The organism is Streptomyces sp. NPDC051909, from assembly GCF_040681095.1.
In the GTDB taxonomy this organism is placed as follows: Bacteria; Actinomycetota; Actinomycetes; order Streptomycetales; family Streptomycetaceae; genus Streptomyces.
The window spans coordinates 106,649-130,749 of record NZ_JBFAYA010000014.1; the positions used below are offsets into that span (position 1 = coordinate 106,649).

The 24,101-nt window shown below is 73.5% G+C and carries 23 protein-coding genes; 13 read left to right on the forward strand and 10 right to left on the reverse strand.

All coding sequences use genetic code 11. From position 1 onward, the window contains the following. Positions 1-14 precede the first annotated feature (14 nt). Positions 15-818, forward strand: a complete 804-nt coding sequence (locus AB0M18_RS22790; RefSeq protein ID WP_365761015.1) for a VOC family protein — start codon at positions 15-17, stop codon at positions 816-818. A gap of 18 nt (positions 819-836) precedes the next feature. Here AB0M18_RS22790 and AB0M18_RS22795 read toward each other — a convergent pair whose 3' ends face one another. Then, on the reverse strand, positions 837-1,907 hold the full coding sequence (locus AB0M18_RS22795; protein WP_365760787.1) for an enoyl-CoA hydratase/isomerase family protein: 1,071 nt from the start codon (positions 1,905-1,907) through the stop codon (positions 837-839). 126 nt (positions 1,908-2,033) lie between these two features. Between AB0M18_RS22795 and AB0M18_RS22800 the strand changes: the two genes are divergently transcribed. The 3 genes from AB0M18_RS22800 to AB0M18_RS22810 all read left to right on the forward strand — a co-directional run bounded on the left by AB0M18_RS22800 (position 2,034) and on the right by AB0M18_RS22810 (position 5,744). Then, positions 2,034-2,543, forward strand: coding sequence for an SRPBCC family protein (locus AB0M18_RS22800; protein ID WP_365760789.1), 510 nt, complete (start codon positions 2,034-2,036; stop codon positions 2,541-2,543). 97 nt (positions 2,544-2,640) lie between these two features. Next, positions 2,641-5,511 (forward strand): SpoIIE family protein phosphatase, encoded by a 2,871-nt coding sequence (locus AB0M18_RS22805; RefSeq protein WP_365761017.1) that lies wholly within the window; start codon positions 2,641-2,643, stop codon positions 5,509-5,511. A gap of 86 nt (positions 5,512-5,597) precedes the next feature. Then, positions 5,598-5,744, forward strand: a complete 147-nt coding sequence (locus AB0M18_RS22810) for a hypothetical protein (protein WP_365760791.1) — start codon at positions 5,598-5,600, stop codon at positions 5,742-5,744. Positions 5,745-5,900: 156 nt separating this feature from the next. On the opposite strand, the gene AB0M18_RS22815 is transcribed toward AB0M18_RS22810, so the two are convergent. From AB0M18_RS22815 to AB0M18_RS22825, 3 genes are read right to left on the reverse strand one after another with little or no spacing between them, the layout of a single operon-like run. Continuing rightward, a complete protein-coding gene (locus AB0M18_RS22815) occupies positions 5,901-7,169 on the reverse strand; it encodes a phosphoribosyltransferase family protein (protein ID WP_365760793.1) in 1,269 nt (422 codons plus the stop codon). A 46-nt stretch (positions 7,170-7,215) separates the two neighbouring features. Further along, complete coding sequence (locus AB0M18_RS22820; RefSeq protein WP_365760795.1) at positions 7,216-8,343, reverse strand: CapA family protein; 1,128 nt, start codon at positions 8,341-8,343, stop codon at positions 7,216-7,218. Between the two features lie 45 nt (positions 8,344-8,388). After that, positions 8,389-9,015, reverse strand: a complete 627-nt coding sequence (locus AB0M18_RS22825) for a hypothetical protein (protein ID WP_365760797.1) — start codon at positions 9,013-9,015, stop codon at positions 8,389-8,391. Between the two features lie 135 nt (positions 9,016-9,150). Here AB0M18_RS22825 and AB0M18_RS22830 point away from each other — a divergent pair, with 135 nt between their 5' ends. Then, positions 9,151-9,798: an NAD(P)-binding domain-containing protein gene (locus AB0M18_RS22830; protein WP_365760799.1), complete on the forward strand. Its 648-nt coding sequence runs from the start codon at positions 9,151-9,153 to the stop codon at positions 9,796-9,798. A gap of 9 nt (positions 9,799-9,807) precedes the next feature. Here AB0M18_RS22830 and AB0M18_RS22835 read toward each other — a convergent pair whose 3' ends face one another. After that, positions 9,808-11,277 carry an aspartate ammonia-lyase gene (locus AB0M18_RS22835; protein WP_365760801.1) on the reverse strand — a complete coding sequence of 490 codons (1,470 nt, stop codon included), beginning with the start codon at positions 11,275-11,277 and terminating at the stop codon, positions 9,808-9,810. Positions 11,278-11,405: 128 nt separating this feature from the next. After that, the gene (locus AB0M18_RS22840; protein WP_365760803.1) at positions 11,406-12,446 is read right to left on the reverse strand and encodes an asparaginase; all 1,041 of its coding nucleotides are present in this window, start codon (positions 12,444-12,446) and stop codon (positions 11,406-11,408) included. Positions 12,447-12,554: 108 nt separating this feature from the next. Here AB0M18_RS22840 and AB0M18_RS22845 point away from each other — a divergent pair, with 108 nt between their 5' ends. The 3 genes from AB0M18_RS22845 to AB0M18_RS22855 all read left to right on the forward strand — a co-directional run bounded on the left by AB0M18_RS22845 (position 12,555) and on the right by AB0M18_RS22855 (position 15,585). Then, positions 12,555-13,010, forward strand: a complete 456-nt coding sequence (locus AB0M18_RS22845; RefSeq protein ID WP_365760805.1) for an Lrp/AsnC family transcriptional regulator — start codon at positions 12,555-12,557, stop codon at positions 13,008-13,010. Positions 13,011-13,187: 177 nt separating this feature from the next. Beyond that, positions 13,188-14,672 carry a hydrolase gene (locus AB0M18_RS22850; RefSeq protein ID WP_365760807.1) on the forward strand — a complete coding sequence of 495 codons (1,485 nt, stop codon included), beginning with the start codon at positions 13,188-13,190 and terminating at the stop codon, positions 14,670-14,672. 109 nt (positions 14,673-14,781) lie between these two features. Next, positions 14,782-15,585 (forward strand): endonuclease, encoded by an 804-nt coding sequence (locus tag AB0M18_RS22855; RefSeq protein ID WP_365760809.1) that lies wholly within the window; start codon positions 14,782-14,784, stop codon positions 15,583-15,585. Between the two features lie 149 nt (positions 15,586-15,734). Here the strand turns inward: AB0M18_RS22855 and AB0M18_RS22860 are convergent, their stop codons facing one another. Beyond that, positions 15,735-16,154, reverse strand: coding sequence for a hypothetical protein (locus AB0M18_RS22860; RefSeq protein ID WP_365760811.1), 420 nt, complete (start codon positions 16,152-16,154; stop codon positions 15,735-15,737). Between the two features lie 550 nt (positions 16,155-16,704). On the opposite strand from AB0M18_RS22860, the gene AB0M18_RS22865 reads away from it, so the two are divergent. Genes AB0M18_RS22865 through AB0M18_RS22875 form a run of 3 tightly spaced genes read left to right on the forward strand, consistent with a single transcriptional unit; the run spans position 16,705 to position 17,844 of the window. Then, entirely contained in the window at positions 16,705-16,908 is a 204-nt protein-coding gene (locus AB0M18_RS22865; RefSeq protein ID WP_365760813.1) for a hypothetical protein, read from the forward strand. Further along, entirely contained in the window at positions 16,908-17,648 is a 741-nt protein-coding gene (locus AB0M18_RS22870) for a restriction endonuclease (RefSeq protein ID WP_365760815.1), read from the forward strand. The genes AB0M18_RS22865 and AB0M18_RS22870 overlap by 1 nt, the downstream gene beginning before the upstream one ends. Continuing rightward, complete coding sequence (locus tag AB0M18_RS22875; RefSeq protein WP_365760817.1) at positions 17,638-17,844, forward strand: hypothetical protein; 207 nt, start codon at positions 17,638-17,640, stop codon at positions 17,842-17,844. Before AB0M18_RS22870 ends, AB0M18_RS22875 begins: the two co-directional genes overlap by 11 nt. A 360-nt stretch (positions 17,845-18,204) precedes the next feature. On the opposite strand, the gene AB0M18_RS22880 is transcribed toward AB0M18_RS22875, so the two are convergent. Beyond that, positions 18,205-18,891 carry a hypothetical protein gene (locus AB0M18_RS22880; RefSeq protein ID WP_365760819.1) on the reverse strand — a complete coding sequence of 229 codons (687 nt, stop codon included), beginning with the start codon at positions 18,889-18,891 and terminating at the stop codon, positions 18,205-18,207. Between the two features lie 63 nt (positions 18,892-18,954). Here AB0M18_RS22880 and AB0M18_RS22885 point away from each other — a divergent pair, with 63 nt between their 5' ends. Then, on the forward strand, positions 18,955-19,719 hold the full coding sequence (locus tag AB0M18_RS22885) for a polysaccharide pyruvyl transferase family protein (protein ID WP_365760821.1): 765 nt from the start codon (positions 18,955-18,957) through the stop codon (positions 19,717-19,719). After that, entirely contained in the window at positions 19,716-20,516 is an 801-nt protein-coding gene (locus AB0M18_RS22890) for an aspartyl/asparaginyl beta-hydroxylase domain-containing protein (RefSeq protein WP_365760823.1), read from the forward strand. Before AB0M18_RS22885 ends, AB0M18_RS22890 begins: the two co-directional genes overlap by 4 nt. Before the next feature lie 5 nt (positions 20,517-20,521). On the opposite strand, the gene AB0M18_RS22895 is transcribed toward AB0M18_RS22890, so the two are convergent. Both AB0M18_RS22895 and AB0M18_RS22900 read right to left on the reverse strand, forming a co-directional pair. Then, positions 20,522-22,696, reverse strand: a complete 2,175-nt coding sequence (locus AB0M18_RS22895; protein WP_365760825.1) for a sulfotransferase — start codon at positions 22,694-22,696, stop codon at positions 20,522-20,524. Then, positions 22,693-24,054: a 2OG-Fe(II) oxygenase gene (locus tag AB0M18_RS22900; RefSeq protein WP_365760827.1), complete on the reverse strand. Its 1,362-nt coding sequence runs from the start codon at positions 24,052-24,054 to the stop codon at positions 22,693-22,695. Before AB0M18_RS22900 ends, AB0M18_RS22895 begins: the two co-directional genes overlap by 4 nt. Positions 24,055-24,101: the final 47 nt, after the last annotated feature.

A 24,101-nucleotide genomic window follows, 5' to 3' on the forward strand; every position in this document is an offset into this window, starting at 1 on the left:
CGGAGGTGAGCCGGGTGCCGCTGACCGCGGACGAGCCGGGCGCGCCCTGCTGGCTGAGCCTGGCGGCGCGCGACCTCGGCGCGGCGGAGGTGTTCTACGGGGCGGTGCTCGGCTGGACCTTCCGGCACGGGCCGCTGGGCCACGGCTTCGCGGTCGGCGAGCGCGACGGCATGCCGGTGGCCGGGATCGGCGAGGTGGCCGACCGGATGTCGGTGCCGGTGGCGTGGACGGTGTACTTCGCGGTGGCCGACGCGGACGCGGCGGTGGCGCGGATCCGGGAACGCGGCGGCACGGTCGGGGTCGGCCCGGTGGCCTACCCGCCGCGCGGGCGGGCGGCCCTGGCCACGGACCTGGAGGGCGCGGCGTTCGGCGTCTGGGAGGGCCGGGTGTCCTCGCGGTGGCGGATCGGCGAGCACCACGCGCCGGCCTGGCTGGAGCTCCGCACCCGCAACGCCTTCGACGCGGCCCTCTTCTACGGCGGCGTCCTGAACTGGGTCAACGGCACGGAGGACGCGCCGCAGCGCTTCGAGGTGGCCTACGAGGACGACCAGGTCGTCCTCCGCCGCCAGGGCGCCGCGGTCGCCCGCCTCAACAGCGGCCCCGCCGAGGCGGCCTCCCCCCAGCCCCAGCTGCGCCCCCGCTGGCTGGTCCACTTCCGGGTCCCCGACCTGGAGCGGGCCAAGACCGCCGTCCTGGACCTCGGCGGGCACCTGGTCCCGGAGGCCGATCACGGCTGGCCCGCCCCGGAGGGCCGCCGCACGGCGGTCCGGGACCCGCAGGGCGGGCTGTTCACGCTGGACGAGTGGGTGGAGGACTGAGCCACCGGCCCGGGCCGCTCAGCCGCGCTCCAGCGCCTCCAGGCCCAGCTCGCCCTCCGCCCCCGGCGCGAACCACGTCACCGTGTCCTGCTCCGTCACCTCGGCGAGGGTCGCCGGGGTCCAGTGGGGGTCGCGGTCCTTGTCGACGACCTGGGCGCGGATGCCCTCGGTCAGGTCCGGGGAGCGCAGAGCGGCGCAGGAGAGGCGGAATTCCATGGTGAGGGCCGCTTCGAGGGAGTCGAGGGTGCGGGAGCGGCGGACGGCGGCGAGGGTGGCCTTGAGAGCGGTGGGCGAGCGGGTGAGCAGGAGGGTGGCGGTCTCCTTGGCCTCGGGGACGCCGGAGTCGGTGAGCCGCTGGACGATCTCCTCGACGGTGTCGGCGGCGTAGCAGGCGTCGATCCAGGCGCGGCGGCCGGCGAGCTCGCCGGCCGGGGCGGGGCGGGCGAAGCGGGCGACGGCGGTGGCGGCGTCCTCGTGCGTGAGGGCGGCGGTGAGGGCGGGCAGCTCGGCGGCGGGCACATGGTGGTCGGCGAGGCCGACCAGGATCGCGTCGGCGGCGCCGACGGGGGTTCCGGTGAGGGCGAGGTGGGTGCCGAGTTCGCCGGGGGCGCGGCCGAGCAGCCAGGTGCCGCCGACGTCGGGGACGAAGCCGATGCCGGTCTCGGGCATGGCGACCCGGGAGCGTTCGGTGACGACGCGGACGGACGCGTGACCGGAGACGCCGACGCCGCCGCCCATGACGATGCCGTCCATGAGGGCGACGTACGGCTTGGGGTAGCGGGCGATGCGCGCGTTGAGGCGGTACTCGTCGCGCCAGAAGGCGACGGAGGCGCTGCCGCCGGCGACGGCGTCGGCGTGGATGGCCCGGATGTCCCCGCCCGCGCACAGTCCGCGCTCGCCGGCGCCGCGCAGCACGACGGTGCCGACGGCGGGGTCGCCGGCCCAGGCGGTGAGCGCCTCGTCGATCCGGCGCACCATGCCGTGGGTGAGGGCGTTGATGGCGCGCGGCCGGTTGAGCGTGAGGAGGCCCGCGCGGCCCTGGGTGTGGACGAGGACCTCGGGCTCGGGGAGGTCGGCGGTGACCGACATGGGTGGTGTCCTTCCGGCTGCCGAAACGATCTTCCGTCCACCGTAACGGTCCCGGCGGCGTCCGCACAGGGCCCTCCGTCCGCTACCGTACCCGCGGGTAACACAACGGTGGAGGGGAGCGGACCGATGGCGGACGCGGCACGGCGGTGGAGTCTCGAGGAGTCGGTACGGGTGGACGCGGACCGCGCGACCCTGTACGGCCTGGTGGCGGACCTGCGGAACATGGGGCGCTGGAGCCCCGAGTGCCGGGGGGTGTGGGTGCGGCGGCCGCCGGTGCGGCCCGGCACCCGGTTCGTCGGATTCAACCGGCGCGGCCCCTTCGTCTGGTTCACCACCGGCCGGGTCACCACCGCACGCCCGGGCGAGGCCTTCGTCTTCGAGGTGGGGGTGCTCGGGCTGCCGATCGCGCGCTGGGGCTACCGCTTCGAGGAGGACGAGCAGGACCCCGGCGGTGCCACGCTGGTCACCGAGACCTGGGAGGACCTGCGCACCGGGCGCGGCGGCGGGCTCGCGACGCTGCTCGGCACGGTGTTCGCGGGGACGAACGCGCACCGCCGGATCGCCGTGAACCGGCACGGGATGCGCACCACGCTCGACCGGCTCGCCCGGACGGCCACGGCGGGCACCGCCGGCTGACCCGCTCCCGATCCCGATCCCGGCCCCGCTCCCGGTCGCTCTCCGTGGCGGCTCCCCCCGACCGCGCTCCGTGACCGTCACGGGGTCCGGGCTGCTCATGTCGGGGCTCCCCCGCGTCTCCGTTTCCCCTGTAGGCGGGGCCGGGGGCAGCATGGTAAGAGGCCCCGGCGAGCAGGGCGGGAAGGAGCGCACCGTGACGGGACGGGCGGACCGGTCCGCGGGTGGCGAGCGCGCGCGACCGACCGGGCTGCGGAGCGTAGCGGGCCAGGTCTTCGCCCTGCAGGCGGTCATCGCCCTGTTGATCGTGGCCGCCGCGGCGGTCGCACTGGTGCTGCAGGGGCGGTACGACAGCGAGCGCGACGCCCGCAACCGGTCACTGGCCGTCGCCGAGGCCTTCGCGCGCGCGCCCGGCACGGCGGTCGCGCTCACGTCCCCCGATCCGACGGCGGTGCTGCAGCCGCGCGCCGAGGCCGCCCGGTTGGCCTCGGGCGTCGACTTCGTCGCGGTCCTCGCGGTCGACGGCACCCGCTACACGGACACGGAGCCGGCCCTGATCGGCCAGAAGGCCAGCGGGGACGTGGCGCGGGCGGCGGGCGGCGAGTCGTTCACGGAGATCTTCCACGGCGCGCCGAACGACGCGGTGCGCGCGGTGGTGCCGGTCCGGGACGACCGGGGCACCGTCGTCGGCATGGTGAGCAGCGGCATCGAGGTGGAGACGGTCGGCCAGGCCGTGGAGGGCCGGCTGCCGCTGCTGCTCGGCGCGGCGGCGGGCGGTCTCGCGCTCGCGGTGGGCGGCGCGGGCCTGGTCAGCGCCCGGCTGAGGCGACAGACCCACGGCCTGGGCCCGGCGGAGATGACCCGTCTGAAGGAGCACCACGAGGCGGTCCTTCACTCGGTGAAGGAGGGTGTGGTCATCGTCGGGGGCGACGGGCGGCTGCTGCTCGCGAACGACGAGGCGCGCCGGCTGCTCAAGCTTCCGGAGGACGCGGAGCGGCGCCATGTCCGCGAGCTCGGCCTGGAACCCCGTACCGCCGCGCTGCTGCTGTCCGGGCGGGCGGCGACGGACGAGGTGCACCTGGCCGGGGACCGGCTGCTCGCCGTGAACGTGCGGCCCACCGGGTACCGGCCGGCCGAGGGCGGCTGTGTGATGACGATGCGCGACACCACGGAGCTCACGGCGCTCACGGGCCGGGCGGAGGTGGCGCGGGGTCGGCTGCGGCTGCTGTACGAGGCGGGCACCCGGATCGGGACGACGCTGGACGTCGTACGGACGGCGGAGGAGCTGTCGGAGGTCGCGGTGCCGCGGTTCGCCGACTTCGTGACGGTGGAGCTGCTCGACCCGGTGGTGCGGGGCGAGGAACCCTCGGGGGCGTTCACGGAGATGCGGCGGACGGCGCTGAGCGGGGTGCGCGCGGACACCCCGTTGCAGCCGGTGGGCGACCTGATCCGCTTCGTGGTGCCGACCACGCCGATGGCCACGGCGCTCGACGAGGGCCGGGCGGTCATCCAGGCCGATCTGGCCGCCGCGCAGGGCTGGCGCGCGCAGGACCCGGAGGGCGCGGCGCGGGCGCTGGCGTACGGACTGCACTCGCTGGTCACGGTGCCGCTGCTCGCCCGCGGGGTGGTGCTCGGGATGGCGAACTTCTGGCGCGGCGCGAACACGCCGGAGCCGTACGGCGAGGAGGACCTGTCGTTCGCGGAGGAGCTGGCGGCGCGCGCGGCGCTCGCGATCGACAACGCGCGGCGGTTCACCCGGGAGCACTCGATGGCGGTGGCGCTGCAGCGCAGTCTGCTGCCGCGGGTGCTGCCCGAGCAGAACGCGATGCAGGTCGCCTTCCGCTATCTCCCGGCGACGGCGGGCGTGGGCGGCGACTGGTTCGACGTGATCCCGCTGCCGGGGGCGCGGGTGGCTCTGGTGGTGGGCGACGTGGTCGGGCACGGGCTGCACGCGGCGGCGACGATGGGCCGGCTGCGTACGGCGGTGGCGAACTTCTCCACCCTCGATCTGCCGCCGGACGAGCTCCTGAGCCATCTGGACGAGCTGATCGACCGGCTCGGCGAGGAGACCGAACCGGGACCGCGGGGCGAGGTCGGGGTCGGCGGCGACGGGGACACCGCCGAGGGCACGGCGGGCGCGACCTGTCTGTACGCGATCTACGACCCGACCTCGGGGGCGTGCACGATGGCGAGCGCCGGGCATCCGGGCCCGGCCCTGGTGCGGCCGGACGGCAGCGTGGAGTTCCCGTCGGTGCCGGCCGGCCTGCCGCTCGGCCTGGGGCTCGGCGACCGGCCGTTCGCGTCGGCGCGGCTCAAACTGGAGCCGGGCAGCAAGCTGGTGCTGTTCACGGACGGGCTTCTGGGGGGCCGGCAGCGCGACTACGACTCCGGGCTCAAACTGCTCCGGGAGGCACTGACCCGGCCGGGCCGGACGCCCGAGCAGACCTGTGCGGACGTGCTCGCGACACTGCTGTTCCCGGTGCCGGGCGACGACATCGCGCTGCTCGTGGCACGCGCCGACCGGGTCCCGACGGACCGGATCGCCGAGTGGGAGGTGCCCGCGGACCCGTCGGCGGTGTCGCCGGTGCGCGCCGCGGCGGCCGCCCGGATCGCCGAGTGGGGCCTGGAGGACGTCGGGTTCACCGCGGAACTGGTGCTGAGCGAGCTGATCACCAACGCGATCCGGTACGGGCGTCCGCCGGTGCGCGTGCGGCTCGTGTACGACCGGGTGCTGATCTGCGAGGTCTCCGACGGCAGCAGCACCTCGCCGCACCTGCGGCATGCGGCGGACACCGACGAGGGCGGTCGTGGCCTGTTCCTGGTGGCGCAGTTCGCCCAGCGCTGGGGCACCCGGTACGCGCGGCGCGGCAAGACGATCTGGGCGGAGCTCCCGGTGGCCCCGGACGAGCCGAACGGCAACGGGGCGGGGCCGGTGCCGGACCTGGACGCCCTGGAGGACCTGGCCTGGTGACGGTCGGGGCCGGTTCGGCGAACCGGGTTCCACTCCAGCCGTCGTACTCTCGGCGGCGTATCGGCGGTGCCAGGCGAGCGACAGGAGTGGGCACGATAGCGCGCAGGAACCCGGAGCGCCGGGCGGCGCTGGTGGACGCCGCGATCGAGGTGCTGGCCCGCGAGGGCGCCCGGGGCCTCACCTTCCGCTCGGTGGACACCGAGGCGGCCGTCCCGCCGGGCACCGCGTGCTGATGGACCGCCTGGTCAAGGTGGGCATCGTGGTCCTGGCCCTGGTGGTCCCGGCCCTCGGGATGCGGATGATCTGGCACCGGGCCGACCGCGCCCGGAACGACGACCGGACCCGGACCGACGGCAGGACCGGGAAGGTCGGCGGCACCCGCCCCGGCGTCACAGCCGCTCGGCGAACCAGCCCGCCGCCAGCCGGCCCACCTCCGCCAGCGCGCCGGGCTCCTCGAAGAGATGACCCGCGCCCGGGACCGTGACGAGCCGGTGCTCGCACCGCAGCAGCCGCTCGGCCTGCCGGTTGAGGTCGAGGACCAGCGGGTCGGCGCCGCCCACGATCAGCAGGGTGGGTGCGGTGACGCCGCCGAGGCGCTCCTCGGCCAGGTCGGGGCGCCCGCCCCGGGAGACCACGGCGGCGACGGTGCTGCCCGGCTCGGCGGCGGCCCACAGCGCGGCCGCCGCGCCCGTACTGGCCCCGAAGTAGCCGAAGCGCAGGCCCGCGGCCTCGGGGCGGCCGGCCAGCCAGTCGCCGGCCTGCCGCAGGCGTTCGGCGAGCAGCGGGGTGTCGAAGACATTGGACCGGTCGGCGGCCTCCTCCTCGGTCAGCAGGTCGAACAGCAGGGTCCCGACCCCGGCCCGGTTCAGGGTCTCGGCCACAGCCTGGTTGCGCGGGCTGTGCCGGCTGCTGCCGCTGCCGTGCGCGAAGAGCACCACGCCGGTGGCGCCTTCGGGCACCGCGAGCCGGCCGCCGGTCTCCCGGCCGCCCAGCGGGATGCGTACCTCGGGATCGGCCACGGGGCCGGAGCGCCGCAGCCGCAGCGCCGCGACCACCTCCTCGTCCGGGGTCTGCGCGAAGTCCCCGTAGAACTGGCCGATGGCATAGAAGGACTCCGGTTCGCGCACGCAGTACGTCTCGTCCGCCACGCCCGCGACCCGCTCGGCCCAGCCGCGCGGGGCCACCGGCACGGCGAGCACGATCCGGGCGGCGCCCCTGGCCCGTACCACCTGGCAGGCGGCACGCGCGGTGGCGCCGGTCGCGAGGCCGTCGTCGACCACCACCGCCGTGCGGCCGCGGATGTCGACGGGCTCGCGGGCGCCCCGGTAGCGCCGGGACCGCTCGGCGAGGACGGCCCGCTCGCGGCGCTCGGCCTCGGCGAGGTCGCGCTCGGAGGCGCCGGTCTGCTGGACCACGTGGTCGTTGACGACGCGCACGCCGTGCTCACCGATCGCGCCCATGGCGAGCTCGGGCTGGTAGGGCACCCCCAGCTTGCGGACCAGGCAGACGTCGAGCGGAGCGCCGAGCGCGTCGGCGACCTCGGCGGCGACGGGCACCCCGCCGCGCGGCAGCCCGAGCACCACCGGGTCCTCCCCCACGACCCCCGCCAGGAGTTCGGCGAGCTGCCTGCCCGCGTCGGTGCGGTCGGTGAAGTACATGTCCGCTCGCCTTCCTGCCCGTCTCCGTGCACGGCCCGGCGGGCCGTCACACGGGCGTGGCCGTCAGGGCCGGTCCGCCGGGTGTCCCGGCGGGCGCGGGGTCGATCCGCATCCCGTACGGGCGGCTGATCCGGCCGAGCACGTCGTGCAGCCACGCGAGGTCCCGCTCCCCGGCCCGCTCCAGGCGCAGCCGTCGGCTGCGCAACGGCACGAGCCGCACCTCCGCCAGGCCGCCGTCCTCGTCGTGGACCGAGACCAGATGGAGGAGCCGCAGGTCGTCGCGGTACTGCTGCTGTCCGGTGATCCCCTCGTAGTCGTTGACGAGGTCGCCGCAGCCGTGCAGGACGAGCCTGCCCCGGTACGCCTCCAGGGGCCGCGGGTGGTGCGAGGAGTGCCCGTGCACGATGTCGGCGCCCGCGTCGACGAGGGCGTGGCCGAGCGCGACCTCGGCGCGGGCGGGGGCGTAGCCCCAGTTGGAGCCCCAGTGGACGGACACGAGGACGAGGTCGCCGGGGCGGCGGGCGGCCCGCAGCCGGGCGGTGAGCCGGGCCGCGGCCGGGGCGTCGGGCCCCGCCGCGAAGTGGACGCCGCCGCGCCGGGCGGTCGCGGCCCAGTCGCGGGGCACCCCGCTGGACGCCAGCCCCAGCGCGTACACCAGGAGCCGGCGTCCGCCCGGCAGCGGGACGACGGCGGGCCGCCGGGCCTCCTCGGCGTCCCGGCCCGCGCCGGCGGTGCGCAGTCCGGCGGCGGCCAGCGCGTCGAGGGTGTCCAGGAGGCCGCGCCGGCCGTAGTCGAGGACGTGGTTGTTGGCGAGGACGACGGCATCGGGGCGTACGGCGGTCAGCGCGGGCAGGTTGGCCGGATCCATCCGGTAGTGCACGGCCTTGCCGGGGTACGGCATGTCGTTCCTGGTCACCGAGGTCTCCAGGTTGACCACCCGGGCCGCCGGGCGGGCGGCGTCGAGGAGACCGAGGGCCTCGCCCCACGGGTAGGCCGGGGCGGCCGGGCGGGGCACCGGTCCGCTGAGCGCCTCGGCGAGGGCGACGTAGTCCCGTGCGTCGTGGACGTACTGCTCGGGGAGGGCCGGATCGAGGGGATGAGGAAGGATCTGGTCGATTCCCCGGCCGAGCATCACATCGCCGCAGAGGAACAGACCGGTCAGACCGCTGCCCATACCCCCAGGTTAGTCCGCCGGGCTTCGGGGGGTCCCGGACAGGTCCTAGCGACCGGCCCGGGCCGCGCGGTGGATGGTGGCGTCCACGAGGGCGAGGGCCTCCTCGGCCGTGCGGCCCGGGGCGCGGTTCCAGGGGCCGATGAGCTGGTGCCAGCCCCGGGAGCGGAGCTCCTGGAGCATCCAGGCGCCGGCCTCGTTCATGGTGGCGGAGCTACCGAAGCCGAGCCGGTGGGCGGCGAGCATGGCGCCGCAGACGCAGCGCGCGCCGCGGGCGTCGCGGAGCCTGTACGGGGTGTTCTGCCAGCCCCATTCGGTGAGCACGCGCCGGGCGTGGGCCAGATGGACGGAGGGGCGTACGTCGGGGCTGCCGATCCGGCGCCAGACGTGCAGCCGGTCGGGCAGGATCGCGCCGAGCCGTCCGGGGAGCGGTCGCTCGGCGGGCGGGGGCGGGGGAAGCGTGTCGAGGGCCTGCGCGACGAGCCGGTCCACCGGGACGGACAGCAGGCGCCGCCAGTCGGCGTCCTCCTCCCGTACCGGCTCCGGCGTCGCGGTCCACCGGGCCACCAGGTCCTGCCAGGCGGCGGTCTCCAGGAGGGCGGCGGCCTCGCGGTCGAGGGCCTCGGGGGTCATGGGGGCGGGCGGGGTGCTCGGGGCTGCGGCGGTGCTCGGCATGCGGGCGACTCCACGAGTGATTCATACCGGTATCGGTAAGAATGTCGGCTTTACTGCACTCGAACTTGAGTCGCTGCACGCACATGAATCGCCACACGGACAAGAGCCCACACAGTCCCCGCGAAGGAGCACCTCATGAAGATCGCCGTACTCGGCACCGGCGAGGTCGGCCGACGGCTGGCGACCAAGCTGGTCGCGCTCGGTCACCAGGTCACCCTCGGCTCCCGCAGCGCGGACCACGCCGGCGCCACGGCCTGGGCGGCGGAGCACCACGCCGCGCACGGCACCTTCGCGGCCGCCGCGCACGGCGCCGAGGTGGTGGTGAACGCGACCGGCGGTCTGGTGTCCCTTGCCGCCCTGGAGTCGGCGGGCGCGGACAACCTCGCGGGCAAGGTCCTGATCGACGTGTCGAACCCGCTGGACTTCTCCCAGGGCATGCCGCCGAAGGTGCTCACGCCCGGCGGCGGCAGCCTGGCCGAGCAGATCCAGCGGGCCTTCCCCGGCGCACGGGTGGTGAAGACCCTCAACACCATGAACAACGCGGTGATGGTGGATCCCGCGCGGGTGCCGGGCGAGCACTGTGTGTTCGTCTGCGGCGACGACCATGCCGCCAAGGAGGTCGTCATCGGTCTGCTCCGCGCGTTCGGCTGGCCGGACGCGCGGATCCTGGACCTGGGCGACCTGTCCGGCGCCCGGGGCGCCGAGCTGCTGCTGCCGCTCTGGCTGCGCCTGCTCGGCATCCTGGGCACCGGCGACTTCAACTTCGCGGTACTGAAGGCCTGAGCCGGTGCGTCACACGGCGGGCAGCGCGCGCCCCGTGGTGCCCGTGAGGTACTCGGTGGTGAGCAGCTCGGCGAGCCGCTCGGGCGGCAGGAGACCCTTCTCCAGGGTGAGTTCGGCGACCGAGCGGCCGGTGGCGAGCGCCTCCTTGGCGATGGCGGTGGCCGCCGTGTAGCCGAGGTGGGGGTTGAGCGCGGTGGCCAGGCCGATGGAGTTCTCGACGCTCGCGCGCAGGTGCTCGGTGTTGGCGGTGATGCCGCTGACACAGCGCTCGGCGAGGGTGAGGCAGGCGGCCCGCAGCGAGGTCAGGCTCTTGGACAGGGCGTGGAAGATGACCGGCTCGAAGGCGTTGAGCTGGAGCTGGCCGCCCTCGGCCGCCATGGTGATGGTCATGTCGTTGCCGATGACCTCGAAGGCGACCTGGTTGACGACCTCGGGGATGACCGGGTTGACCTTGCCGGGCATGATGCTGGATCCCGCCTGCACGGCCGGCAGGTTGATCTCGCCGAACCCGGCGCGCGGACCGGAGGAGAGCAGCCGCAGGTCGTTGCAGGTCTTGGAGAGCTTGACGGCGATCCGCTTGAGGACGCCGGAGAGCTGCACGAAGGCGCCGCAGTCCTGGGTGGCCTCGACCAGGTTGGCCGAGGTGACGAGCGGCAGGCCGGTGAGATCGGCGAGATGGCGGCGGGCGGTCTCGGCGTAGCCGGGCGCGGCGTTGAGTCCGGTGCCGATGGCGGTGGCGCCGAGGTTGATCTCGTGGATCAGCTCGATGGCCTCGGCGAGCCGGCCCCGGTCCTCCTCCAGCATCACGGCGTAGGTGGAGAACTCCTGGCCCAGCGTCATCGGCACGGCGTCCTGGAGCTGGGTGCGCCCCATCTTGACGACCCCGCCGAACTCGACGGCCTTGGCGGCGAAGGCGTCCTGGAGCACGGCCATGGCGAGGAGCAGTTCGCGGGCCGCGCCGATGGCGGCGATCCGGATCGCGGTCGGGTAGACGTCGTTGGTCGACTGCCCGAGGTTGACGTCCTCGTTGGGGTGCAGGACCTCGTAGGCGCCCTTCGGGTGGCCGAGCAGTTCGAGCGCCCGGTTGGCGACGACCTCGTTGGCGTTCATGTTGGTGGAGGTGCCGGCGCCGCCCTGGACGACGTCGACGACGAACTCGCCGTGCAGCGCGCCGTCCCGGATCTCCCGGCAGGCCGCGACGATCGCCCGCGCCTTGGCCACGGGCAGCAGCCCCAGCTCCTCGTTGGCGAGCGCGGCGGCCTCCTTGACGGCCGCGAGCGCGTCGATGAGCTGCGGGTAGACGGAGATCGGCGTGCCGGTGATGGCGAAGTTCTCGGTGGCGCGCAGGGTGTGCACGCCCCAGTACGCCTCGGCGGGCACGTCCCGGTCGCCGAGCAGGTCGTGCTCGCGGCGGGTGGGACGGACGGCGGCGGTCTCGGTCGGTGCGGTCGCGGGGGCGGGGACGGGAGCGGAGTTCACAGTGCCGTTTCCTCGATGGGTGCGGTGCGCGGGGTACGGGGAGGAGTGGGGGCGCGGACGGGGTACGGCACCCCGCCCGTATGGACGAGGTGCGGCGCCCCGCGCCCGGCCGCCCCGCCCCGTTCGGGTCAGTGGGTCGCCGCGAGCACCGGTTCCGCGCGGACCGGGCCTTCCAGGAGGGTGCGCAGGAGGTGGGTGCGGCGCTCCGGGCCGGTGGTGTCGGCGAGGAGCGCGGCGAGCAGCGCGATCCGGGCCTGGCCGGGGCGCAGGGTGCCGGCGAGGACGGCGCCCGCGGCGGCCAGGTCGACGGCGCCGCCGCCGGTGTAGACCTCGGCGACGGTGCCGGAGGAGACGCGGGTGGAGAGGACGACGTGGACGCCCTGGTCGACGGCGCGGGCGACCGCCTCGGCTATCTCCGGGGTCGCGTTGCCGGCGCCGGTGCCGACGAGGACGATGCCGCGGGCGCCGGCGGCGACGGCCGCCTCGAAGAGGACCGCGTCGCCGTCGGAGTGGTGCATGACGATGTCGACGCGCGGCGTGGCCGTGGTGGGGGCGGGCAGCGGCAGGGCCGCGGGGCGCTCGGGCTCGCGCTCGACGTCGACCCGGCCGAAGCCGAGGCGCCCGACCCGGCGCCCGGACGGGTCGGCGAAGGGGTCGGAGTCGAGCGTCTTGGTCTTCACGGTGCCGCGGGCGGCGTGCACGAGGCCGTCGAAGACGACGAGGACCCCGAGGCCGTGCACGGTGGCGGCGACCTGGAGGGCGTCGTAGAGGTTGCCCGGGCCGTCGCCGTCGCCGGTGCCGAAGGGGCGCTGGGCGCCGGTGAAGACGACCGGGCGGGCGTCGGAGTGGTGCAGGTCCAGGAAGAAGGCCGACTCCTCGAGGGTGTCGGTGCCGTGGGTGACGACGATGCCGTCGACGCCGGGGTCGGCGAGGGTCTCGTGGACGGCGCGCAGCAGGGTGAGCTGGCGGTCGGTGGTCATCCGGGAGCTGTTGACGTTGAAGAGGTCGAGGACCTTGACGTCGATGTTGTCCGGTACGGCGGCGGTGGCGACGACGTCGTCACCGGAGGCGTCGGCGGCATAGCCGCTGCCGGTCCAGCGGCTGGCGATGGTGCCGCCGGTGCTGATGACCACGATGCGGCGCTGCCGGGTGTCGCGCGTCCACTTCATGATGCTGCTGTCCTTCCCTGGGGTGCGCCGCAACGATAGGTCAATCGGCGCGCAAGGCGATTGCCACTTCAACCCGGAATTATGAATTCCGTGGTAGATAATCGCGCCATGGACCGAATCGATCTCCATATCTTGCGCGAGCTCCAGGCAGACGGCCGGCTGAGCAACCAGGAACTGGCCCAGCGGGTGGGCCTGAGCCCGTCACCCTGCATGCGGCGGGTGCGCCAGCTGGAGCAGGACGGGGTGATCCGGGGATACCGCGCGATCATCGACCCGGAGGCCGTGGGCCGCGGCTTCGAGGTGCTGGTCTCGGTCGAGGTGAAGCGGGACCGGGAGACCGTGGAGGCCTTCGAGGAGGCCCTCCAGGACATCCCGGACGTGATCGAGGCGTACCGGCTCTTCGGCAGCCCGGGCTGCCTGCTGCGGATCGCGGTCGCCGACCTCTCCGCGTACGAGCGGCTGTGGATCGAGCGGCTGACCACGCTCGTCGGGGTCACCGAGGTGAACTCGCAGATCATCATGAAGCGGGTCAAGGAGCCACGAGGTCTGCCCGTGGAGCGCTGATCCGGCACCGGAATCTCAACTTCCGCACGGAGTCGGGCATTCCATGGGCGGGATCTGGTCATGTACGGTTCAACCGCGCGTGCGGTGAGCGACTCGTTCCCGACGTTCTACGCGCGCAGAGTGGCCACCCGCACTGCCTTCCGCCCCACCGCCCCAGCCCCCACGGAGGTCTGACGGATGCCCGGACTCATGAGGTCCACCCGCCGCCGCTTCGCCGCACTCACCGCGTGCGGCGCCCTGGTCGCCGCCGCGGCCGGTGCCCTCGGCTCCCCCGCGGTCGCCGCCCCGGCCGCGGCCGACACCGCCCAGTCCGCCACCGCCACCGCGACGGCGACGCCGGCGCGCGTGCTCTTCGACAACTCCAAGGCGGAGACCGCAGGAAACGCCGACTGGATCATCGGCACCGGCCAGCCCGACCCGCTCACCCAGGACGCCACGCCCACCGTCGAGACCGACTGGACCGGCGCGATCTCGGCCTGGGGTGTCGCCCTGCAGAAGACCGGCCGCTACTCGCTCAAGACCCTGCCGTCCGGCGGCACCATCACCTACGGCACGACGGCCGCCACCGACCTGCAGAACTTCGACACCTTCGTGCTGCCCGAGCCCAACATCCGGCTCAGCGCGAGCGAGAAGACCGCCGTGATGAGGTTCGTCCAGAACGGCGGCGGCCTCTTCCTGGTCTCGGACCACACGGTGGCCGACCGCAACAACGACGGCTGGGACGCGCTCGCCATCATCAACGACCTGATGACCGACAACGGCGTCGACAACACCGACCCGTTCGGCTTCAGCGTCGACGTGCTGAACATCCAGACCGACAACCCGCGGGCGATCTCCAGCACCACCGACCCGGTCATCAACGGCGCCTTCGGCAAGGTGACCGGCAGCATCATCCGCAGCGGCACCACCGCCACCCTCAAGCCGGCCGACAACCCGTCCGTCAAGGGCCTGGTCTACCGCACCGGGTACTCCGGCAACACCGGCGCCTTCTTCGCGACCAGCACCTTCGGCACCGGCCGGGTCGCGTTCTGGGGCGACAGCTCGCCGGTCGACGACGGCACCGGCCAGTCCGGGAACACGCTGTACGACGGCTGGAACGACCCCGCCGGCACCAACGCGGCACTCGCGCTGAACGCCACCGACTGGCTGTCCGAGGCCTCCGGCGGCGGTGGCGGAGGCGGCGGCACCTGCACCGCGGGTCAGCTGCTCGGCAACCCCGGCTTCGAGTCGGGCGACACCGTCTGGACCGCCTCGTCCGGTGTCATCACCGACGACACGAGCCGCCCGGCCCGTACCGGCTCCTACAAGGCCTGGCTGAGCGGTTACGGCTCCGCGCACACCGACACCCTCTCCCAGACGGTGACCATCCCGGCCGGCTGCACCACGGCCGCGCTGAGCTTCTACACCCGGATCGACACCGCCGAGACCACCACGACGACGGCGTACGACAAGCTCAAGGTCGAGGTCCTGAACAGCTCCGGCACGGTCCTGTCCACGCTGGCGACGTACTCCAACCTCAACAAGTCCAGCGGCTACGTCCAGCGCGGCTTCGACCTCGCCGCGTACGCCGGGCAGACCGTGACCCTGCGGTTCACCGGCACCGAGGGCTCCCAGCTCCAGACCTCCTTCGTGATCGACGACACGTCGCTCACCGTGGGCTGACCCACCCCCGTACCCCCCCACGCCCCCTCACAAGTCCCCGCCGCACGGACCCGCCCGTCCGTGCGGCGCGGGCCACTCCGCCCTGCCACCCCGCCAGAAGGGACCCCCCATGTCCGTCACGCAGCGACGCCGCCTCAAGACCTGGGCCGCGATATCCGCCGCCCTCGCCGGCCTCGTCCTCCCCACCCTCGCCGCCGCCCCCGCCGGCGCCACGACGAACACCTACGACAGCACGTACTACAAGAACGCCGTCGGCAAGACCGGGACGAACCTCAAGTCCTCGCTGCACACCATCATCAGCGCCAACACCCGCAAGATCTCCTACGACGCGGTGTGGAACGCCCTGAAGACCGCCGACCAGGACCCGGCCAACAGCGCCAACGTGCTGCTGCTCTACAGCGGCACCTCGCGCAGCAAGACCCTCAACGGCGGCGACGTCGGCGACTGGAACCGCGAGCACGTGTGGGCGCAGTCGCACGGCTCCTTCGGCACCTCCGCCGGCCCCGGCACCGATCTGCACCACCTGCGCGCGGCCGACGTCCAGGTCAACAGCATCCGCGGCAACAAGGACTTCGACAACGGCGGCAGCCCGGTCAGCGGCGCCCCCGGCAGCTACACGGACAGCAACTCCTTCGAGCCGCGCGACTCCGACAAGGGCGACGTGGCCCGGATGGTCCTCTACATGGCCGTCCGGTACGAGGGCGGCGACGGCTTCCCCGACCTGGAGGCCAACGACTCGACCACCAACGGCAGCGTGCCCTTCCTCGGCCGCATCTCGGTCCTCAAGCAGTGGAACGAGCAGGACCCGCCGAGCGCCTTCGAGGAGCGCCGTAACGACATCATCTTCAACACCTACCAGGGCAACCGCAATCCGTTCGTCGACCACCCGGAGTGGGTCGAGGCGATCTGGTAGTCCCCACCGGCTCGCGCCGGGGCACGCGACAAGCGTTCCCCGGTGTGAGTGGTTGCGCTGCAGAGAAGGAGCACCGAGATTGATCAACATCGTCGATGGGGGATTCGGCGTGGCCTTCGGTCCGATGCCGCTGGTCGGCTGTTGCAAGGTCAGCGGTCGCGGTTCCACCAGTCCACGGTTTCCATAGCCAGCACCCTCTTCTCCAGGGCTATGGCTGTCTCGCGGCTGTCGGTAGTGGCCCAGCAGACGTGGAGGTCCGCCCATGCCAGCGCAGCCTTGCCCCAGCCGGTCGCTCGCATCGGCTTACCGCTCTCGACCTCCGCCACCCTCTCCCGCAGCCAGGCGGGATCCGCCAGGGCTCGGTCGAAGACCGCTTCGCCGAGTCCGGAAGCCAGCGCCTTGCCGCTGGTGTAGCGCCGCAACCGGCCGTTCAGCCCTTTACCTTGGCGTTCCCCGGCCATGCCGACGTACACCACCGGGCCGTTCGCCCCCCGTCGGGCGAGGTAGACGCCCGGCGACGTCGGCGCTTCGGCGGCGGCCAGCGGAACCCAGTCCGACCAACTGGCCACAGCCAGCCGGAGTAGCCGGCCAGGTCGATGCCCACCGTCACCATCGGCGGGTCCGTCGCAGCGGCCTCTGTCCGATTGCCCGCAGTCATGACCTTCAACTTACTACGCCTCTTTCGTATAGGTTCACCGCGATCCCGCGATCCGCTGTACTGCGGCACCCACCCCCACCGGGCGCCCGTCCTGCAGAGAAGATCTGCCCGGCACTGCGTCCAGCCGGCCGCGCGTGGGGGCGCACACGCGCGTACGCGGGGAGCGTGCCCCCTGTCTTTCCCGCCAACTTCGCTCCACCGGGCAGGGTGCTGTGAACAGGGGTTTCTCCAGCTGCGGTGTGGTGCCCGGGCGGTGCGGACTCGGCCGGGGCGGCGATCGGTTCTCCGTGGCCACCTGGCCGTTCACCTCATGTTCGACCGCTCAGGGGAGGTCGTTGACGGGGATGGCCGGTTTGGAGTGATCGCGGTGCGGTTCTCCCGGGTCAGTGTCGGTGGCCGCTGCTACATCCATGTCAGGGGGTTCGCGTCGGTGCGGCCCTCATGTCGGGAGGGGACAGTTCATGACGCCTGAGGGCTATCACCGGGTGCGGGGCCACATCCGCCGGAATCCGACCCGTCGGTCTGCGAAGAAGATGAGCCCGTGGCTGATCGGCGGCATCGCCGCCGTGGTGGTGCTGTGGGCGCAGTTCTTCGGACTCGAGGGGGCGGCGCCGGCACAGTCCCCCGCGCCCGGGGTGACGGCAACGCCGTCGGCGGGCCGCTGATGGTGCGGCGGCGGTTAGCGATCCGTCGGCCGCGCGGCGCGGTCGAGTACGGGGCCGCGACCCTGGTCGCCGCGGCGGTGGCCTCCTTGGTGGTGCGGTTGCTCGTATGGGTGGGCGAGGTGCTGGTGCGGTGGTGGCCCATCGTGGCTGTGCTCGCTCTACTGGGATTCGCGGCCGGCGTCTGGCGTGCTGTGGCGGCCTCGCACGAACACTCAGCGCGAGCACGGCGTTTGTCGGTTCTGCGGTTCAGCCTGGCGGAGCTCGACGCGATGGACGATCGGCAGTTCGAGTTCGCGCTGCGGGACCTGCTGATCCGGGACGGCTGGTCGGCCCGACAGGTCGGGCAGCAGGGCGATCAGGCCGCCGATGTCATCGCCGACCACCCGGCGTACGGGCGCCTCGTCGTCCAGGCCAAGCACACCAAGGTCGCCGCGAAGGTCGGCTCCCAGGTGATGTACCAGGTGAAGGGGACAGCCGGCCCCGCCCACCGGGCGAATGCGGCGACGGTCGTGACGAACGGCGGCTTCACCCGCGACGCCAGGGAGTGGGGAGAGCGGCACGCCGTGGGCTGGACCGACCGTGAACGGCTGCGCGCATGGGCCGAGCTGGGTGTCCCGCTCCACCAGATCCTGCAGCTTCCCGCCCTCACCCGCCGACGGCTCCCCGGCGCTCGCCGGCCCCAGTTCGCCGCGCCGTACGAACGGAACGCGCCCGAAGGGAGGACGGACGGTGTTCGATGAAGACGGCTCTCTCGACCCGCCTCTGAAGTTCCTGCTGTACGCCGTACTGGCCCTGGCCGTCGGCAACGGCTTCACGCAGCCTGCCCTCGACTTCGCCTCCCGCCACCGTCTGATCACCGTCGGCCGCGAGGACCTGAAGAGATGGGCACACGGCGCCCACCTCTACGACGTCATCCGCGCCCGCACCACCCCGTAGGCCGTCGCCAGGACGCAAACGGTCGACCCACCACCCCGACGTCAAACCGATTCGTGCCGGAGGAGAACCACCTCGGACGCCCGCCGTACCGACCGCCGTCGACGAGACACCGCGGACCGGATGGCGTGGCGCGTGGCGGGCTGCTCACAGGCCTGTCGCGGGGGTCCCGCGCTGGGCCCGGGCCGTCGCTCACGCCATCCCGTTCATCGTCCTGCCGTCCGGCATCCGGCGAATGGCGACCGTTGTGTTCGACGTGGCAGGCGACCATCAGCCGCGTCGGCCATCGCGAGAAGGGCCGTGCGGTGCAACTCCCCTTCTCTCCCGCTGCTGTCCCACTCCTGACCAGCGCCCCAAGTGTGTTCAGGCGTGCTCAGCGGTGTCGCTCGCGCCGCTGACGATCCCGTCCAGCTCCCGACGCAGGGCGCCGTCGAGGCCGCCCCTGCTCCAGTACCACCTGCACAGGCGCGGAACCGCCGGCGTGTCCGCCTCGTACCAGGCGAAAGCGGTGCGGTGGGCGGTGTGGGCGTGGGCGCCCAGGACGTTGAACTCGGAGAAGCCTCGGGGCGGTCGCCCGGCCACGTAGCGGGACAGCGGGATTCCGTGACGTTCCAGGCACAGGGCGCGTACCTCCGGGTAGAGCGCGCGCGGGTAGGTGAACGGCGGCTGCTGCATGAAGTCGTAGGCGACCGGCCGGCCCAGGAACTCCTCCGTCGGGGTGAGCCAGGGCCGGTGCCGACCGAGCAGGGCGACCGCCCTGCGGACGATCCACGGGCGGCCGGCGTCCAGCAGGTCGGCAGGCGAGACGGGACGGTCGAAGACGACGTCCGAGTCGACGTGGCAGATGAGATCGGCGTCGGTGAACTCGTCCGCGTACAACTTGGTCACCTGCTGGCCCAGGTAGTCGTCCCGGTAGTCCGGGCAGACCGTCAGCCGTACGTCGCCGCCGATCGCCCGGCGTACCGCGGCGGATCCGGTGCGCGGCGACACCACGACCACTTCCGCGAACCCGTGGCACCACTGCTCGACGGCCGCCAGCGCGTAGCGCAACCACGCGACATCCCGGTGGTAGGTGCGGATGAGAAGCGCCGTCCGCTCGCTACAGTGGCGGACGTGTCCGAGTCCGTCCCCGCGTTCTGGTGCCGGGTGCCCAGTCAGGGCAATGTCGGTGACCGGCTCACTCCCTGGCTGATCCGCCGGATCTCCGGCGCGCCGGCCCGGTGGGTCGCTCCGCACGCCCCGGGCCGGAAGCACTTCGTCACCGGCAGCGTGGTCGCGCTCGCGAGCGCGGGCGCCGTGGTGTGGGGGGCGGGCGTGATGGAGGCCGGTGAGTCCGTCGATCCGCGGGTCGAACTGCTCGCCGTCCGGGGGCCGCTCACCCGGGAGGCGGCCCTGCGCTCGGGTGTCGTCTGCCCGCCGGTCTACGGTGACCCCGGGCTGCTGGTGCCCAGGTTCCTGCCAGTGCGCCCGGTCCGGGCGGGCGGACGGCCCGCGGTCGTACCGCACTTCGCGGACAAGGCCCGGGCCCGGCGGGGTGTTCCGGAGGGCTGGCGGATCGTCGACGTACAGGGCGGTGTCGAGGACGTCGTCGAACAGCTGACGGGTGCCAGTCTGGTCGCCTCGTCGAGCCTGCACGGCATCATCCTCAGTCACGCGTACGGGATTCCCGCCGCCTGGGTCCGGTTTCGGCCCCTGCCCGGCGGCGACGACAGCAAATTCCACGACTACTTCCTCTCCGTCGGCCTGCCGGTACCTCCGCCGGTGCCCGTCGGCCCCGTCGGTGCCGGCCTTGACCCGGTCGCGCTGGCCGATTTCGCGACGCTCCCGGCGGACCTCCCCGACCTGGACCTCCTTCTGGAGAGGTGTCCGTTCCGATGACCCACCACGATCCGCTGTCGCTCCTGCGCGGCATCCGGGACGCCAACTACCATCGCCCCGGCATCCGGTGCATGCGACTGTTCTCCGCCCACGCCGCGACCCTGCGGGAACTCGTGGCGGAGGCGGAGGGACTGCGCACCCGGCACGCCCCCTCGCTGGCGGGCGACCCCGGCCACGTCACGGCCTGGACCGGTCCGCGCGGCCGTGTGGAGCAGTTCAGTCTGTTCAACGCGTCGGGCCGCTGTGACGACTTCTCCCGGGACCACGACCTGTCCTGTTTCGGCAAGCGGTTCCACCACCGCACGTACTGCCCCGCGCTCTCCGCGCTGGCGCAGGCGCTGCCGCATCTGGTCAACTTCCGGATCAACGTGCTCGGTCCCGGTGCCGCGCTCGCACCGCACGAAGAGCACAGCGTCGTACGGTCGGACTCCGGCACCGTGGGGGTGCGGGCCCGTTTCCACCTGCCGCTCGTCACCGGCCCCGAGGCCACCGTGGTGCTCGACGGCGACCTCCACCACCTGGCGGCCGGGACCGTCTACCTGGTCAATCACGGGTGCGTGCACGCGGCGGAGAACGCCGGGGCCACCGACCGGATCCACCTGGTGTGGGACATGCTGCTGACCGCCCCCGCGACCGAGGTGATGTTCGGGGCGGGACCGGCGCCCGAGGGCTTCACCCGTACCCGTCTGCGCGCCGTACGTCCCGAGGGCCGGCGGACGGTCACCCGGTGGGAACGGATCGCGCCCAGGGTCTCGGAGGCCGAGGCCCGGCACGTCGGCCTCCTCGATCCGCAGTAGCCGCCTCAGTACAGGGTCCGGGAGAACTCGGCCGGGACGTAGTGGAACAGGAGGGACGTGTGGGTGCTCCCGTCGGGCAGCGGCGGGCGCCAGTGCGGTACGCGGGTGCCCCGGAAGAGCACGGCTTCGCCGGGACGCTGGACCAGGGAGAGCGACCCGTGGGCGGTGTCGAGGAGCAGCGGCCAACCGTCCGAGATGGCCGGTCCCGACTCCCCGAGCAGCAGGGACACGGTGTACTCGCACTGCTCGCGGTCGACGTGCCGGTCGAGGACGGCGCCGGCGCGGTAGGCGGAGACGTAGGAGTACGAGGGTCGCACCGGTCGTCCGGCGAGGCGGCTCACCAGTGTGCGGAACTGATGGTGGAAGAAGCGGGACAACGACTCGTTGTACCAGCCGTATCGCCCCTTGACCTGTGCGTCGCCGAGCGGCCAGGAGCCGGTCGAGATGAGCCGCTCGTAGTAGTCGAGCAGCGCCTCGCGGTGCCCGGGGCGCACCAGGCGGCCCATGCCGCAGACGTCCGAGCGCGCGAACTCCCCGGCGGCGTCGGCCACGGCGGCATCGGCCAGGGCCGTGCGCCGCGCGCGCAGCTCCGTCGTCCCGAGCGCACCGGCCCGGGCGAGTGCGGCGCGCAGCCGGGGCGGGAAGCCGTGTGGCAGGGGGCGGCCCGGGACGAGTTCGCGAAGCGCCCAGAAGTCCTCGAAGCGTACCCAGAAGGGTACGAGCGCCCCCGTCTCGGGCTCATCGGTCCACAGAAGGGGGCTGCCGGTCAGGAAGCGGTCCCGGAAGCGGGCCCGGCGCGCCATCCCCAGAGGGATGGTGACCCCGGTCTGGAGCAACGCGGTCGGATCGAGCACCGCGCCGTCGCCCCCGCCCAAGGCATCGTCGGTGCCCGATGCGGTGGCGTCCGCGTCGTGGAGCCAGCAGGCGAAGGCGGGGCGACGGCGCGCGGCCTCCGGGGCGGCTCGGGTCGCCCGGGGGACCGGGGTGGACTGGGGCATCGTGGTGCGTCCGTTCGTGAGGCGCCGCAGGGTGGGCTGCACGACGTCGAGCGCCGCCGGGGCGAAGCCGGGGGTGTCGCGCCATTTGCCGGGGCGTGGCGGGCTGATCGTCGTGGCCGACAGGGGGAGGTCCCTGCCCCACGTCGCGGCGGGCAGGTCCAGTGCGGCCTCCAGCCGCCGCAGCGTCCGCGCCGGTGCGGCGCTCAGCTCGGCGTAGTCGACGTCCACCCAGGAGACGTCGGGCCGTAGGTCACGGGCGTCGAGGGTGGCCTCCACGGCGGCGGCCCACTGCCGGGCCGCGATCCGCGCGAGATCCTCGCCCGTCCAGGATCGCCAGCCCGGTGGCAGCAGCAGGTGCCAGGCCCGCCGTGGCCAGCCGGGCAGGTCCGGGATGTTGACGAAGCCCGGGTGGGTCCAGGCCCGCACCATGCTGGCCACCGTGTCACGGGCGTCGCGGTGCAGACGGACGACCGTGGCGTCCGGGAACAGCCGCAGCAGGAAAGGGAGTCGCAGGCTGTTCTCGGGGGTCTTCTCCAGCAGCCTGCGGGGCAGGTCCCGGGGAACACCGCTCCCGGGCGGGCGCCGCCCTCGGGCATCGCGCAGATCGGCGAGGAAACCGGCCCGTACCGCATGTCCCCAGGTGTCGGCGTCGTCGGCGTCCAGCGCGTGCGAGGCGTAGCCGCGGGCCGCCGGGTGGAGTCCGGGCACGCCCTCGATCACTCCCTCGCTCTCTCCGCCGACCGTCCACAGGGCGGGGCTGCGGGCCAGGGCGTCGAACAGCGCGGTGCTGCCCGAGCGCGGCGGGGAGACGACGATCACGGGCGCGGCGAGCGGGGCCTCGGGGACGGCGCGCACCGGTCCGGTGAGCACCGTCCCGAGCCGGGTCAGGGCGGGGTCCCTGGCCGCGGAGAACTCGGCGGCTGCCGTGCCCGAGGCGAAGAGGTAGCGGGCGCGTACTCCGTGAGCGTCCGCGCGCACGGCGCGGGACAGCAGCTCCGGCGCGTCGGGGAAGGGGCCGTGGTGGGTCTCGCGCACGGCTCGCCGTGCGCGGCCGGACGGGAGCGCCACATGGCCCTCCACGGACCACGCGGCGCATTCCCTCGGCTCCTCCCACGGCTCCTCCCACGGCTCCTCGCGCCCGGCCCGCCCGCCGGATTCCCTCCCTCCCGGTCGGCCGCTCACTTGCGGTGGATCCAGCCGGTCACGCTGAACCGGCTGTCGGCGAAGGCCTTGGCCGGCACACGGACGGGCAGCACCTCGTGGTCGTGCCGGCTCGGGAAGAACACCGCGAGGTTGGCGCGCGGCACGATGGTCTGGCTGCGGTCCGTGGGGACGACCCGCCCGTCCTCGACGACCGTCTCGAAGACGCGCAGCTCCCCGCCGGAGAACCGGCGCGGCTCGGCCGAGAAGAAGTAGACGAAGGTGAGCTCGCGGGTGTCCCCGCCGTCGCTGTCACGGTGCATGCCGAAGTAGTCCCGGTCGCCGTTGGCCGTGACCTGGAGCTCGATGCGGTCCAGCGGGAACGCCGGGTGGCCCAGACGGGCGCGTACCGTCTCCAACTGCTCCTTGATGCGCTCCGTGAACAGTGCCTCGAAGCGACCGAGGTCGTGGAGGACCGCGCTGCTGCGGACCCGCTCGTCCACCACCGCCGCTCCCGTCCCGTACGGCTGGATCGTGGCCGCCGAGAACGCGGACTCGTTGTCGAGGACGTACCGGAGGAGATCGTCCTGCTCCGCGTCGGTGAGGAGTTCCCGTACGCCCTGGGCGACCTCGGCGATCACGTCTCGCTCGAACCGGCCCGTCCCCGTGGGCACCCCGGCCGGCTTGCTGTAGTGGCCGCCGCGGACCAGCCGGGCGATCTCGGAGGGGACGGTGACGCGGTCCGCCGTCCACTCCAAGCGCGATCCCAGGTAGACGGTCCCGTGGAAGAGCGCGTTGCGCTCGTACACCTCGTCGTCGACCGCGCCCGCGAGAAGGTCGACCGAGTCGGCCCCGGCCAGGCCCAGGTTCTTGAGGAGCTCGCGGGCCGGGGCGCGATAGGTGAGGTACCGCGCCGCCTCGGTGAGGAAGACGTCCTCCGTGCGCTCGAAGCCGACGCGGCGCATGACCAGGTCGGCGAGCCTCGACTCCTCGGCGAGGAGATAGTGCACCTCGGCGCCGGGGTCGACGGCCAGTGTCTCCAGGGCCTCCTTGTAGAGGGCGGCGCAGAGGCCGGTGTTGGTGAGGTCCTCGTCGGCGACGTGTACCGGGCTCAGCCCCCAGCATCCGTCGGAGACCAGGTGCGTCTGCAGGACGCCGATGATGTTGCGCGCGCCCAGGCCCCACGGCGGCCACGGCCGGTCGCGGACCGCGGCGAAGATCTGCGAGTCGCCGTCGCGGAACTGCGGCAGGACCACCTCGTCCATCAGGTGCGGTGCGCCGGTCCGCCGGAAGAAGGTGTGCAGGGCGGCTTTCGCGGTGTCACCGAGTTCGTCGAAGATCTCGATCCGCGTGGCGCCGTTGCGCTCCGTGAAGAAGTCGCGTCTGATGGGCTCGGTCATGGCCTCTCCTGTCCTGTCGCTGTGTCGATCGATCCCGGTGGGGAGGA